Source organism: Shewanella maritima (genome assembly GCF_043643735.1).
In the GTDB taxonomy this organism is placed as follows: domain Bacteria; phylum Pseudomonadota; class Gammaproteobacteria; order Enterobacterales; family Shewanellaceae; genus Shewanella; species Shewanella maritima_A.
The window spans coordinates 1-15,184 of the sequence record NZ_JBHZSM010000025.1 but is presented as its reverse complement, the minus strand read 5'-3'; the positions used below and the strand labels follow the sequence as shown (position 1 = coordinate 15,184).

The following is a 15,184-nucleotide window of genomic DNA, read 5'->3' as shown; positions in this document are numbered from 1 at the left end:
AATTGTCGAACTTAGCCTTTACCCTTGGTTTTATTAGCATTGGTTGAAGCTGCATTTTTTTCTATGAACTCAACAACCTTATTAGCTACATCATAGCCTGTTGCGACCTCAATCCCTTCTAACCCTGGCGAAGAGTTCACTTCCATCACCATCGGCCCATTGTGTGATCGTAATAAATCAACACCGCAAAAATTCAGTCCCATTATTTTGGCAGCATTGACAGCCGTTTCACGTTCTTCCTTAGTGAGCTTCACCAACTCAGCAGAACCGCCGCGGTGAAGATTTGAACGAAACTCCCCTTCCGCACCTTGACGTTTCATCGCGGCAACAACGCGCCCGCCAACAACTAGACAACGAATATCTGCCCCACCCGCCTCTTTAACAAACTCTTGCACCAAAATGTTTGCTTTCAAGCCCATGAATGCTTCAATAATGCTTTCAGCAGCTTTTGAGGTTTCAGCCAAAACCACCCCGATCCCTTGCGTACCTTCCAATAGCTTAATCACTAATGGGGCACCGCCCACATTCTTGATTAAGTCTTTGATGTTGTCTGGCTTACTTGCAAAACCTGTGCGTGGTAGACCAATGCCTTTACGAGACAATAATTGCAATGAGCGTAATTTATCTCTTGAGCGACTAATCGCGACAGACTCATTGACATTAAATGTCCCCATCATTTCAAACTGCCGTGCCACCGCGGTACCGTAGAAAGTAATGGAGGCACCAATTCTTGGAATAATGGCATCATATTTAGGTAATTCTTCACCGTGATAACGCACAGCTGGACGACTACTGGTGATATCCATATAGCAATGCAAAGTATCAATCACATCCACTTCATGGCCACGGGCAATACACGCCTCTTTCAGGCGGCGCGTTGAGTACAAGTTCTCGTTACGGGATAAGATGGCAATTTTCATCATTCACTCCTTAATGTAATGACGCAAAATATAGTTGAACCTTATTGAAAAAAAAATCAAAATAATAAATAGCATTTAACAAATTTATTTTATCAAACAGATGAAAATTGAACTGCTCACCACATTCATAGAAGTCAGTCAAACACTGCATGTCAGAATCGCGGCAGAAAACTTGTATTTAACCCAAGCAGCGGTCAGTAGCAGGATTAAGCAACTTGAAGATGAGCTGGGAGTGCTGCTATTTGATCGCAGTAACAAGCGTTTGAAATTAACCGCTGAAGGCCACCGACTAGTCAAACATGCCAATGAAATGCTGATCATGTGGCAAAAGATCAAACAAGATGTCGGTGTGAGTCATCAAAATTCAGATCAGCTGTTTGTTGGTTCAATGATGGCTATTTGGGACATCGTCTTGCAAGACTGGTTACAAAAAATTGACCGTAACCTTGATGATGTCCACCTACACACTCACAATTTTTCGCCAGTAGAATTAAGAAAGCAAATTGTCGGTAGGCTGATTGATATTGCCTTTTTATTTGAGCCACCCTATCTAGAAGATGTTATCACCGAGAAAGTGGCAACAGTGCCATTACAGCTTGTCTCAACTGATAAAGATGTTAATTTTGGCGATAGCCACAGTATGGTTGCGGTGGACTATGGCGAATCAGTCAATAGCCAGTTTCAGCGTGATTACGCGGAGCAAGCTGTCATCCGTCACAATATGAGTCAGCCTCGTATTGCATTGAATTTTATATTAGAGGCTGGCGGTTGTGCGTATCTACCTAAACAAATGTGCTTTGAACATATTCGAAAAGGTAGGCTATTCAAAATAGAAAATGCCCCAGAATATCGGCGTGAAATTTATGCCATCTATTTAGCGAAAAGCAATAAAAAGCCACTCATTGAAGATGCATTAATGTTATTTCCTTATTTAAGAAATTAATCACATCATTCAAACAAACATAGGCTGTTGATAGATTTAATTTATCAACGCCCTCATTTAATTCTTCTGTATTTAGAGGTGGGAAGCACGACTACATTAAATAATGCATAAGCTAGTTAACTTGTGTTTAGAGGTTCAAACTACTGGCAAGTCTCGGGAGCGTTTTCAGAGTAGGTAAGCAGTTCAGTCATATAAAGTAGACCATCAGTCCCCTGTTCAAAACCTGTTGGGGGACGCTCATCAATATACCCTGAAAATTGAACATAAATAGCTTGATAAGGCTTACCTGTTTTTTTTGAAAGCTGCATCGAGGCGTTTTCAATCAGCTCCATCGAGCTAGACTCACCATTTAACCAATAGTTGTCTGAGCCATTACACGGCTTGAAATCGGACACTTCATGGCCGTATATAAAGAAGCCTTCAAATGGTTTATCAGCACTGCTAGCACAACCGACTAGCGCTAGACATAACACTAGAAAAAGATGCAAATGTTTCATTGTATGACCCTATCTAAAACGCATTGTCACCTAAAGCAAAGCTAGCGGGTTGCTTGCGCTAATCACCACGTAATATCTTTGACATCAGTTTACCTTTTGCGAGTTCGTCGACTAACTTATCAAGATATCGAGATTGCTGAGTAATCGGGTTTTCAATATCTTCAGCTTTATAACCGCAAATTTTGCCAGTGATTAACTTTGCATTTGGATTAATTGTGGCATGTAAAAAAAAACACTTCAAACGTCGCAGAGCCTTTAATATGGGCTTGAAGCTCAAGCTTACTGTAACCTGTGAGCCAGCAGATAACTTGATTCAATTCCGCAACAGTTCTGCCCTTTCTCTCAATTTTTGCCACATTAGAGTGGGTAAATTTTACAAAAGACCATCGCCGCTATTTGCTCATCTTGCGCTTGGGTTGTTTTCATTGCAATCCTCTAGTTTATGGCTAAGACATTGGTATCCAGCAAAAGTTTTATTACGCAGCCTTTATCCAACGCATTTCAACTTGCTTATGCCCAGTGTGTTCACAAATACAAGTGCCTTCATCAGTAAAACCATGACGAAGGTAGAACTGGTGAGTTTTCTCATTTTCAGCATAAACAGTTAATGTTAACTGTTCATATTTGTTTTTTACTGTATCTAACAGTTGACCGCCAATACCTTTAGATTGCGCTTGAGGAGCAACAAAAATCGCTGGAATACTGCCATCATAATATGAAATAAATCCAAGAATTTGGCCATTGTCTTCATATACCCAAGACTCACTATTCGGCAGGTATACCTCTCGCATATTTTGCTGCTGCAATTGCCAAAACGTTTCAGGTACAAAGCTGTGCGCTTTGATGGATGCCGCTAACCAGATAGCGACGGCACTATCTAAATCATCCTCTCGCAATGTTCTAATCATGTGTTATTTAGCCTTATCGCTTGTCAACAAGCCGACTCTTTTAAATTAAGTATCTGATATACAGAGTACAGTTTAGTGTTCAAACGTTATTACGAAAATGCAGTATCACTGATTTCTATTTTATCCTTCACATTGTCAAAACAGCCAACAAAGAGGACATTGCATTTTAGCTAAACAGCATTTGAGATAAGCCCCCGCAAGATAATGCCAGTTGCTATGTAACCCAAAGAAGGCTCCAATCATAACCAAATAGCTATGCAAAAGAAAAAGACCCGTTTCATGAAGAAACGGGCCTTTAAAATATTGTCAATCAATTTAGTGGTGCGGATGGTGGGACTTGAACCTACACGAGCATAGCTCCCCCCCCTCAAGATGGCGCATCTACCAATTCCGCCACATCCGCATTTACTAAATTGTTTAACAAAAATGAACCTATAACTGGTTATGCATATTGTTCAATGCTTGATGTAACATGTCATCATCATTATCTTGATTGATGTTGTCATCAGTTGGTTCATCTATAATGTTAGCGGAATCGATATCAGCTTTTTGATGATCTTTGTGCTCATCATCGAGCATGTTTTCAAATGCATCGACTTCAACAGTATCAATCATATCTGCTTGTGGATCAGCAGTGTTAAGCTCATGCATTGTTGGCAACCCCGCTAGGTCTGGAATGCCTGTATCTGGTTTAATCTCATCGTGGGTTAATCCAACCATCTGTAAGTAATGATCAATAGGTGCTGGTGCGGCAAGACAATCAGTACTGTCAATGACTAAACTAACGTCGATATCATCACTTTGATTTAACGTATCTGGTTCATCGCTTTGTAATACTGGTGCTGGAGTAGATGTCGGTGCAGGGATAACTTCCACTGCAATCACTTGGCTTGCAGAGTTGGTTGAGCTGCCATCATGGGACGTGGCGCTAATCGTCAAATCAAAATGGCCATGAAAGTCTGCTTCTGGAATAACTTTGAGGTTAGTTAACTCGCTTTGTTGTAGTGTCCATACGCCGTTATTTTCAGTCCCCGCAGATAGCGAAGCCCCTGGTGGAACACCTGTGATTTCAACTGTGAGCGTTTCATTTGTATCTGGACTGGATACGTTAATATTAAGTGCTAAATCAGAATTTTCATTACCCGAAATCGACATGTTATCGAGTGGCGAAGCTAAATCTCCGACATGTTTAGTGAATATCATGGTGGGCGTCTCAGCATCAGGTGACACATGGACAGCCATACTATTATCGACTGATGCGTGGCCATCAGAAACTTCGTAAGTCAGTCTTAATTCACCACTAAAGTTAACTCCAGGGTTAATTATCCAGTGATCGCCTTGGGGTTTGATGCTGCCGCCACCTTCAAGCTGTAATTGACTAATTGAGTAACTATCAAGACTATCGACGTCTTTTACGTTAGCCAGTAAGTCAGCTTTGTTCAGTGTCAGCAGATGATCTTCAACAACAGTACCCGAAAGCGCGTGGCCAATAACGGGCATGTCATTGGTGCCAATGATCACTAACTTCATGGCTTGATCAACATTGTGGCCAAGGGAGTCGGTTGCTGTCACCATGACTGTTTCTTCAAGTCGCTCACCCTGAGCCAAGGCCTGTACACGAGCCGAATCGTTGTGGGCCTGATATTGCCAACTGCCATCGCTATTTAAGGTTAGGTCACCATATTGCGGACGTGTTCCGGCTTGCAATGCCCAGGTGACACCGCTGGCGACTTTGACATCACTCACTAATAAATCGAGTAAACCGTGCGAGCGTGTGACTTTGTCTTCAGTGACTACAGACTCCGAAGCGCCGAAAATTTGCGGCCCGGTTTTACCGTCACCAATATGCACGGTCAGATGTTCTTCCCGGCTCTCACCGCTGCTATCGGTAACTTTGATGGTGACGGTTTCGGTATGAATTTTACCTGCAGCCACCTCCTGATTGAGTTTGTCTCGTTCTGGACCACTGTGGCTAAAGGTAAAATCCCAGCGACCGTCAGCATCAATATTAAAGTGACCAATGCCCTGCACATCAATTTTATTGCGGTTGCCTGGCGTGAAATCCAATTGATGGTGACCACCTTGACTATCTATGTACTCGACGTTGAGGTTGTCAGCGTTATCAATGTCATCAATATTGATATAGCCGTAAGAGTGGGTGTTGGTCATTGAGCCCGTGGTAATTGAACGGGATATCTCAAAAGTGCCTGTTAGTAGCGGCGCGTCGTTGGTGCCATGAATACCAATATTGACCACGGCATGCTTGGTGTCGCCATGGTTATTGGTGTAACTGATGAAAAAGTTATCTGCGTGGCTATCGGTTTGCCCCATTTGCTGAATCGCGGCAGTTTGGTTGTCCAATGTGTAGTGATAGCTACCATCGGCGTTCATGTGTAAGGTGCCATAGTTGCCCTGCAGCACCCCGGTAGTGGTCACGGTTTCACTGGCGCCAACAGCAAATAACGTTCCCGCCGCAGTCATCTTACTGTCTTCCTCGACGGCTTGAGTTTGTATCAGCGTACTGAGATCGGCTGAAACCACCAGTTGCCGCTGGTCATGAGCGCTATCGCCCGTTGCTGTCGCGACAACCTCTGCATGAACTTGATAGGCGTTGTCGCCAATATTAGCAACTTGGTTGGCAGGAATGATCAGTTGCCAATGATCGTTGCTTACGGTGGCGTTATAGTGTGTGCCTGCCACAATCACATCAACCGAATTGCCATCTGCCACATGGGTCGTGGTGCCTGTAATGGTTAAATCCTGCTGGTGGTCATGGTGGTTGACCCAATCGTCGTCCGAAATCGGGTCGATAGATAGAGTGGGTTTAGCTGTATCTATGGTGATTTTATGATGGGCTTGGGCATAACTGCCGTCGGCTTTGGCTTCAAATACGGTCATGGTATAGGTACCATCGGCGCGATCTGTTGCGCTAACATCCAATTTCCAATGACCATTTGCATCGACAATTACTTTAGGGCCACTGAGAATCCCACTGCCCATGATGGTGCTACCGGGCTCGCCAGTACCATATAAGATAATGTGGCCGTCACTGGTAACAAAGTCGCTATCACTGACACCGGTATCATATTCTAACCGGGTAATTGCCAGAGGCGGCGTGACATCAATTATGGCGTTGGCATCAACCGTGTTATGACCATCGCTGACTTTGAAACTAATGGCTAAATCGTTACCAACAAAGCCTGGGTTTGCAGTAAAGCTATAGCTGCCATCGGGATTGGTAACTACCGTTCCATGGGGTGAGAGCAGTGAGCCTACCACAATCGATAATCCCGCGGTGCTGGTATCGACATCGGTAACATTCGCAAGTAAATCAGTTGCTTGAAAATCGTGGGTGTGGCCAGACTCAACCTTACCTAAATCGGTGGTGACGGTGGTTGGCGCGGTGTCGCTACCAATGAGGTCGACGCTGATTTGATGTTGGGTACCATCGGCAGTCTTAACTGTAACGATATCGGTGGCACTTTGGCCCTGTGACAGCGCTTGTGCGGTTTTGTTAGGCGTATATTGCCAATGACCACTGGTATCGATACTAAATTCCCCGTGGCTGCTAGGCAGCACTTGAGCAATGAAGTGATCTTGGTTGGTATCGGGGTCGGTCACTGTAAGTTGACCCGAAACGGCATGGGTTTCGTCGGTAGTTAGCTTGCTATCACCGGTGATGCTGGCATTCCCCACTTGAACTGTTAGGTGCGCAGGTAGTGTTTCTTGCCCATCGGTCACGTCGACTTCGATTTTCAATTCACCGCGATAGTTGGATTGAGGGGTAACGGTCCAAGTGCCATCACCATTATCGTGAATCGTGCCGTGATTCCCAGCAATGAATACGTGGGATACCGATAAGGTGTCACCATCAATATCAGTGGCTTGGTTTAAAATATCATCTTGATTGATGGTAAAGCTTTGATTGACGTTAACTGTTGCGTGAAATTGGTCGTGGTCTATTTGATCGTACTTATGTAGCAGATCATTCAAGTTACTTGCTGAAGCAAGTGCTTTAATTTGTGCAGGAGAAATGACCTGATCAAACACCGCAAAATTATCAAAAGCACCATGCAGGTTACCATCTTGTGACCAGTGACTCTTGCCAATGAAATTTTGACTTCTAGCGGTAGCGGGAAGCTCTGCGCCGCTATCGGTTTCCCCTAATAGCTGGCCATTATTATACAGTGCCATATGACCATCATGACTAATGGTCGCGGTCAGTTTCATCCATTGGCCCGGGGTGACCCCATGAGGCACCATTAGGTCATGCTTTTGACCCGCAGCGTCGATGAATTCGAGCTGCAGTGTATCGGTGGTGCCACTATGGGTGAGTAAAATATTGTCTTTGGCTTGGCCATTACCAAAATCAAACACTCTGGAATAACTGTCAGCTATTGAGTCAAATTTGACCGTGGCGGATACCGTAATACCTTGGCCATATTGTAAATCCGGGACTTCGATTTTGGCACCGCTATCACCATTAAATTGCACTGCTGAATCTGGAGTGCCATCAGCACCTGTGGTGGCTGTGATAGTGCCACTTAGCACGGCATGATTATTTCGGCCTGATAGATCGGTGCCTTGATTACCCGAAAATTCGTAAGCCGCCGAGATGGGCAGTGATGCAAATTGCCCACCTGCTAAGAAAGTTGGCGCATCGTTATCTGCTGAAATGTGGATTGCGCCAGTGTACTCTTTCGAGTCTAGGCTGCCATCGCTTACTGAGTACTTAAACGCCGACTCGCCATTAAAATCTGTTACCGGCGTAAAGACCAATTTATCAATGTTATCAGCATCAATTTGCTGGCCAGCAACCACTGCTCGACCATCTAATAACAAACTACCGTGTGCAGGATTGGGCAGGTGAGTAATGGTAATGTGCTGCAATGTATCGCCCGTATCAACATCAGCAAAACCGAACTCACTTTTGCTAAAGGTATGGCTGTGGTCTTCTACATCCCTAATGTTGAGGTGAACAGAGGTTGGCGCATCGTTCTTGGCTGCAATATCAATTACACCTGTTGCAACCGATGAGCTGTCATGGCTATCATTAACCGAGTACTTAAAGTTAACTCTACCGTTAACGTCTTGTTCAGGGGCAAATATCAGGTTAGCAATATCCGTTTGGCTAATGACTTGGTTAACCGTTACGGCAGCACCATTTAGATGCAGCACACCTAAACTGGCAGCGGGTAATTCAGTAATGGTGATACTGCTTAAACTGCCGCCATCGCTGTCAGTAAAACCAAAGTCAACATCAGTAAAGTGATAATTAACATCTTCAATAGCATGGATGACTTGTGTCGCAATCGTTGGTGCTTCATTGCTACCTTGTACGTCAAAGTGCATGGTGTGAGTTGTTTGACCACCTTCATTATCAGTAACGACTACATTAAATGTTTCGGTAACGTGTTGCCCTTCGGTTAAGGCTTGAGTAGCAGCTAAAGCATTATCAAGTTCGTAATGCCAGCCGCCATTGGCTGCAATTGTAAAGTGTCCATATGTACCCAACACATCGGTTTGTTCGGTAATGCTATGGGTGTCGCCAGTATCTGGATCGCTGATACTTAGCATGCCTGAAGTGTGAACGTGGTCGTGGCCGCCGTCTTCAATAACGGTTTTAGGTGCTGCGAGTTCAGTAACGATTGGGTTATCGTCACGGCCATCAATATTGATGGTGATTTGGTGTTGAGTTCCATCAATACTGGTGACGGTATAGGTTTCGTGTACCTGATCATTTTTTGTTAACGCATTTGCGGTGGCATTTGGAGTAAAGGTCCACTGGCCAGCTGAATCAATCGCTAAGTGTCCATAGGTACCACTAACATCATTGGCAGCAAAGTGTGCTTGGCTAGCGTCAGTGTCGGTGACTGTTAGCTGGCCGCTTACTGAATGATCTTCATCGGTATTACCGGTCGAGTCACCAGTGATTGTTGCATCTGGAATGGGCTTGTTAGGATCAAGTTGTAACCCTTCATGTTCAATTGAAATTGCTTCTTTTCCATCAGGAGCTTGGGTTGTTGCAGTAAGCGCCACGTTCATGTTTGTTGCTGCATCATGGGGTAACTGTGCAGTTAACGATGCGGTATTCCAGCCATGGATATCCACCTTATCATTGAGGCTGGCTATCGTGTGCTGATGCCCATGTCCATCCGATAAGAGTGTACCTTTAATTAGGCCACTAATTTCAAGTTTAGTGACAACATCGTCAGGGGCATTTACAGCTGCGTTAGGGTGCAGGTGCAATAACGCACCTCTAGGAATAGTGCCTGCATTACTATCAACAGGCACAACTACGGTATGAGCACCAGGGCCACTTGTTACAGTATGATGGCCAGTAGTATCGATGAAGTTGCCTTTGCCATCGGCCATAATATTGGTCAGAACTCCATTAGGCTCATGGGCTATGGTACCTAAAGCAACAGATGCAGGAGTCACCGCATGGTCGACCATGGTTGCCGAAAATACTCGGCCTCCTGCTGACAAGCTAGCGGTATAATCTGTTGGATTATCAGCCCCGGCGGAATTGTCTCGTGTGCCAGCGATAAAAGTACCGCCGTTAGGGAATGTGCCACCTTGATTAACCGTTTGTTGTTTGATGATTTGGCCGTTATCAAAAACTACCAAGTGACCACTACCAGAATCCCATGTCATCGTTAAGCGATGTGTATTGCCATCAAGTAAGTTCACTCCTGTGTCTACTGTTGGCCCCATAAAGGCAAATTGGAGATTACTGGCATTCCAAAAAGTAATGGTATTTTGTTGATCATGACCACCGGGTACAGAGTAGTTTAATAGCACCGCTGCATTGCTTGGTGGATGGCCATTGTCGAGTACGAAGGTGATTTCGGCTGACATTGCATGCATGGGGCCACCGGCATCGATACCGTCTACTTTGGCATAAGCTGTTTTATCGCCGGAACCAAAGCTCATCACTTGTTGTTCTGCAGAAATATGTAGGCTTACTGTAGCGGGGTCGGTCACAGAGGTAACGTCTATGCTTGCATGTGCACTGCTTTGACTGGTGCCATCGGTAACTTGGTACTGTATATCGAGATTATCACCGTGGAAATTAGTTGCAGGGGTAAAAGTAAACCCATGGGCCGCATCACCGGAGAAGCTACCATGTGGTGACGTAGGTAAACCAATTACGCTTAAGTGTCCATCCACATCTGACAAGTGTTCAAGTAGCTGCGCCTGTGTAATATGAATCGAACGGTCTTCATCAGTTGCGCCTAAATCGCGCGCACCGCTGTCAGTTAATGGATCATTTACTGCAGCGACATGTATTGATGCCCTAGCAGCTGATGAATCAGCATGACCATCACTGACTGTGTAACCAAAGTGCACATCACCATTAAAGTTGAGTGCTGGCTTGAAAGTGAGCTGGCTAATATCGGCGGCACTAATTTGCTGATTAGCACTAACAGCGACTCCGTTTATGAGTAAGCTGCCCTGTGCAACATCTGGTAGTGAGGTGATGGTAATGTGGTCGAGAGAGTCATGGCTATCAACATCGGTAAAGCCAAAGTTAGCCAGAGTAAATTGATAATCTGTGTCCTCTGTTGCTGAAATGACTTGAGTTGTAATGGTCGGGCGATCATTGCTGCCATAAATCACCGCAGTTAATTGTTGTGCAGTACCATCAGCACTGTGGACAGTAATAGTGTCAGTGATTTTTTCTCCTTCACCTAAACTATTAATTTTGCTGTTATTGTTGTCTGCTCTAAATAACCACTCGCCTGATGCATGTAAAATAAACTCCCCAACATGCTGATCTCCATTGACCCAAGATCCATGACTGTGAGCATCGGTATTCCCGCTAGCACCAGTAGGAATAAAGTAATTTTCACTACTATCGGTATCGGTTACCTGCAATGTCATCCTGTCTGATGACAACATATGAGCACCTGAAAGACGAAGATCTTCAGTTATATGCGTGCGCTCGTCGGTACTGATATGCCCTGATATCTGCGCGGCATCATCTTTCCCTGTAATGGTAATTTTCGCCGTTTGTGCTACCTGGCCACCATGGCTATCTTTGACGTTGTAACTCACCGTAATGACTTCGGTTTCACCTGCTGCTAGGTGTTGGAATTCAGCGGCATTGGCGTTAACCACTAATGTATGACCATCTTTACCTATGCTTAAAAAATCTGGTTTGGTCGTGCTTAGGCTAACCGTGCCCACTTGATATTGAAGATCTGCAACCGACAATACCTCAGCGGTATCTGCGTCAGTTGCGCCTTGGAGTAAATTGATAGCGCCCATGCCGGAATCTTCAATTTTACTGCCTGTTACCGCAGCATATACGCTAGGTGGTTCATTGATGAACATCGTCACAGCTTGGGTTATAGACTGACTTTCACCTCCAGCAGATGCTGTGGCGGTGACGTTGAATTGTAAGTCACCATGGAAATAGGGGGCTTTTAAATCTAAAGTTAAGCCTGTGAGATCGGCTTTGTGCAATACCCACATCTTAGCAATGTTGTCGTAGGTGCCGTGATTCAAAAGTGCATGGTCAGGTAATCCACTAATTTTGATCAATAAGTTTTCAGTATCACCACCGGTATCGGTTGCAGCCACATTCAAGTTTAAGTCCATCACAGTGCCTTGTTGGGCATCTGGCGCTGAGGCGCTTAATGTGGGTTTATCGACAGAACCATGAATGGTGATGGTAATATTATTGGTTGCTGTACTACCATCGGTTGAAGTGGAGGTCACAGGAATGACTTCAGTGAGTGTTTGATTTACTCCAAGTTGGTTAACCGTAGGGTTAGTATTATCGATGGTGTAATGGTATTTTCCATCTGCATCCAAACTAAAGTGACCATATTTGGTAGTGTGTTGTGCTTGAATGTTAAAGCTAGCGCTATCGCCACTGTCAATATCAGATGTACGCAACTCCCCATCAATAGTGGCTTGTGCAGCGTCTTCTTTTAATTCAGCATTGAGTCCCGCAGGGGTAATGTTGCTGACAACGTTGCCACTGACTTGAAAGACGGTTTCTGCAGAATGCTGGCCGGTACTATTTTCAACATGCAGAGTATGCAAACCGTCACTTAAATGATTAGCTGCAACTTGCCAATGCCCATGACTGTCAGCAACGACACTGGCTAACTTATTATTACCATCCATGACATTGATTGTTTCGCCTGGGGCTGCTGTGCCACTGTATGCCGTGCTGCCCAATTGCAGGTTTTGGTAGGCATGATAATAAAGGTAATCAACCTCTGAGCCGCCACCAGTACATACCCGATTGATAATACCAATGGTTTGATGTCCAGTCGCATCTTCAAATACCACAATACCGCCGCTCCAAACATTACCGTGGCCACTCGCACCACCAGAGCCGGTGTTCACTGTGTCTGGTATTCCATGCTGATGCCACCAGTCATGGTTATCGACTCGGCTAAATCCTCCGACGCCACTGTGGTCTGTGGTAGTAGTAGCTGGAGTAGTTATCCAGTTATGATCTGAGCCAGGTTTGTACAAACCAACTAGCTTAACGCCTGTGGCGACGCCGGTAACATCGGTGCCCCAACGCGCGGTATTTTCTGCATTGGAGGCAGCGACATCAATATTAGCGCCAGTGGGTTGGGCGATGATATTAACCTCTTGTAGTTTCAAGGTCGCAGATGTGCCAGCCGGTGCGGCATGAGCTGATTCGATAATGGGCTTATCATTACTGCCACTAATAGTAATATCCACCACTTGTGTTGACCCGTCACTGGCGGTAAACGTGTGGTGATCGACGACAGGCGCTTGGTCTGGATCGAGTTGTTGGACCTTGTTTTGATCTAATGTGTAAGTCCATTGGCCATTGTGCATTTCAATATGGCCATAGGTGGTCGCTGTTGAGGTTATATCAGGAAAAACCGGGTTTTGTCCTGCGTCGACATCAGTAATCGTTAATTGTCCAGTCGCAGTTGTTTGGTCACCGATATCACCTTCAGTAACATTGCCATGGGTGTCGCCATGGATTTTAGCTGCATCATCGATTGCAGATATGTGCAAGATATTGCTAACTTTGGCTGAATCAACATGGCCGTCATTAACTGTGTAGGCGAACTGCACATCTCCGTTAAAGTCTTTGGCCGGAATAAATTGCAGCTTGCTGATATCCACAGTTGCGATACTTTGGCCTGCGGTAATAGTTTGTCCGTCCAAGACAAACTGACCTTGTGATGCTGGTGGCAGGTCAGTGATGGCTAAGGCGTGCAAGGTGTCGCCAGTATCAATATCAGTAAAGCCAAATTGGCTTGCTTGCATCTGGTAATGCGTGTCCTCTACGCCATTGGTTAAAGTAACAATATTGGCCACCGGGGCGTCATTTGTACCTTCGACTTGGATATGAAGTTCATATGCAGTGCCATCTTGGCTATGAACTCGATACACCACTTCTTCAGTCTGTCCAGCAGCTAAATGTTGTAATTGACTATTGTCAACGCTATAGCCCCAATTGCCAGCGCTATCTATACGGAGCTGACCGTTGAATTGATCTTTTACGGCTGTTTCGCCGAATTGGCTATACCTAAATTTATTTTCGCCGTTATCAGGATCAATTACTTGTAAACTACCAGAGGCAAGCTCAGTGATATGTCCAAGATTCTGGCTGCTATGAGAACCATCTTCGATAACTGTGCCTGTGGTGACTTCACTAATGATCGCCGTGTCGCCAACAGCGCTTAAGGTGGTAGTGGCACCGGTGTGCGTGAGACCGCCATGGTCATCTTTTACGTCATAACTGAAATGGACCTGACCGTTGTAGTCTTTTTCTGGCGTATAGGTAAAGGTTCCATCTTGATTGTCTTTGAGTGAACCATGATTGACGCTGATATTGGCAATGGTGAGTTTGCCCGCATCATTAGTATCTACATCGGTGGTGTTAGCAAGTAATTGAGCTAACGTGAACGTTTGGCTGGTATCTTCAGTGCCAGGTTGAAGAGTAACCTCTGCGGCACAATAGGGCTTGTCGTTACTGCCATGAATAGTAATTTTTATATCGTGGGTGATTCCATCAAGACTATGCACGGTAATGGTATCAGTTAAAGTTTGCCCTTCGCCTAATTGGTCGATTTGGCTACCTACCGTCGTTTTTGTACTGCCTAAGTGCCAATCATGGCTACCAGCTGCAACGGCATAATCCCAATGACCATCAGGATGTAACAATAGGTGACCATATTGACCATGGTAGGAATAGACTTTGCCATTGGGATCGAAATGCGCTTGCCCTGAATCAGGATCGATGATGGTGAGTTGCCCGCTTGTTGAAAGGCTGCTTTGTCCCAGCGTTGCCATACCCGGTTGAGCGTGATCGGGAGACATATCAACGCCCGCTGTGTTCTCCGTCACCGAGCCAGTATCAACGCCACCAATTATCGCTTTATCGTCAGTGCCGTTGATAGTGACGATGATCTTCTGTTCGGTGCCATCCACCGAGTGCACCAGTAAGGTGTCGGTGAGTGACTCACCTGTTTTAAGCCCTTGAATCACCGTTTGTGAATTGTCAGCGGTGTAGATCCAGTGGCCTAAATTATTGATAGAAAGGGTGCCGAACTGGCCTTGCAGGTTTTCGGCAGTGAACTGGGCTTGGCCGTTATCAGGATCTGTGATGTTAAGTGCACCATCGACGCGCAGTTGACCACTATGCACGTCTTTGTCTTCAATGAGGCTTGCAGTGCTAGTACCGCCACTGCTTGTGGACGAGATGTGGGCCTTATCATCAGTACCGTTAATGGTGACCGTGATTTTCTGCTCAGTACCATCCACCGAATGCACTATCAAGGTATCGGAGAGTGACTCACCGGTTTTCAGGCCTTGAATCGCCGCTTGCGCATTATCCGCTGTGTAAGTCCAGTGACCCAAATCATTAATGGAGAGTGTGCCGAATTGGCCTTGCAGACTTTCGGC

The 15,184-nt window shown here is 45.3% G+C and carries 7 protein-coding genes and 1 tRNA gene; 1 reads left to right on the top strand and 7 read right to left on the bottom strand.

Annotated features, from left to right (window positions below):
* Positions 1-11: 11 nt before the first annotated feature.
* Positions 12-920 (bottom strand): 30S ribosomal protein S6--L-glutamate ligase, encoded by a 909-nt coding sequence (gene rimK / locus ACHUGF_RS17785; protein ID WP_394133248.1) that lies wholly within the window; start codon positions 918-920, stop codon positions 12-14.
* Between the two features lie 100 nt (positions 921-1,020).
* Between rimK and ACHUGF_RS17780 the strand changes: the two genes are divergently transcribed.
* Entirely contained in the window at positions 1,021-1,863 is an 843-nt protein-coding gene (locus tag ACHUGF_RS17780; RefSeq protein WP_394133246.1) for a LysR family transcriptional regulator, read from the top strand.
* A gap of 140 nt (positions 1,864-2,003) precedes the next feature.
* On the opposite strand, the gene ACHUGF_RS17775 is transcribed toward ACHUGF_RS17780, so the two are convergent.
* The 6 genes from ACHUGF_RS17775 to ACHUGF_RS17750 form a co-directional block, all read right to left on the bottom strand.
* Positions 2,004-2,360 (bottom strand): hypothetical protein, encoded by a 357-nt coding sequence (locus ACHUGF_RS17775; RefSeq protein ID WP_394133245.1) that lies wholly within the window; start codon positions 2,358-2,360, stop codon positions 2,004-2,006.
* A gap of 58 nt (positions 2,361-2,418) precedes the next feature.
* A complete protein-coding gene (locus tag ACHUGF_RS17770) occupies positions 2,419-2,601 on the bottom strand; it encodes a DUF2200 family protein (protein WP_394133243.1) in 183 nt (60 codons plus the stop codon).
* Positions 2,570-2,716, bottom strand: a complete 147-nt coding sequence (locus tag ACHUGF_RS17765; RefSeq protein ID WP_394133241.1) for a DUF2200 family protein — start codon at positions 2,714-2,716, stop codon at positions 2,570-2,572. The genes ACHUGF_RS17770 and ACHUGF_RS17765 overlap by 32 nt, the downstream gene beginning before the upstream one ends.
* A gap of 120 nt (positions 2,717-2,836) precedes the next feature.
* The gene (locus ACHUGF_RS17760) at positions 2,837-3,268 is read right to left on the bottom strand and encodes an N-acetyltransferase (RefSeq protein ID WP_394133240.1); all 432 of its coding nucleotides are present in this window, start codon (positions 3,266-3,268) and stop codon (positions 2,837-2,839) included.
* Positions 3,269-3,587: 319 nt separating this feature from the next.
* A tRNA-OTHER gene (locus ACHUGF_RS17755) sits at positions 3,588-3,671 on the bottom strand.
* Between the two features lie 29 nt (positions 3,672-3,700).
* Complete coding sequence (locus ACHUGF_RS17750; RefSeq protein ID WP_394133275.1) at positions 3,701-15,175, bottom strand: VCBS domain-containing protein; 11,475 nt, start codon at positions 15,173-15,175, stop codon at positions 3,701-3,703.
* Positions 15,176-15,184 lie beyond the last annotated feature (9 nt).

Excerpts from the sequence above, each read along its gene's own strand:
- rimK (WP_394133248.1), bottom strand. The coding sequence starts at position 920 with ATGAAAATTGCCATCTTATCCCGTAACGAGAACTTGTACTCAACGCGC.
- ACHUGF_RS17780 (WP_394133246.1), top strand. The coding sequence starts at position 1,021 with ATGAAAATTGAACTGCTCACCACATTCATAGAAGTCAGTCAAACACTG.
- ACHUGF_RS17775 (WP_394133245.1), bottom strand. The coding sequence starts at position 2,360 with ATGAAACATTTGCATCTTTTTCTAGTGTTATGTCTAGCGCTAGTCGGT.
- ACHUGF_RS17760 (WP_394133240.1), bottom strand. The coding sequence starts at position 3,268 with ATGATTAGAACATTGCGAGAGGATGATTTAGATAGTGCCGTCGCTATC.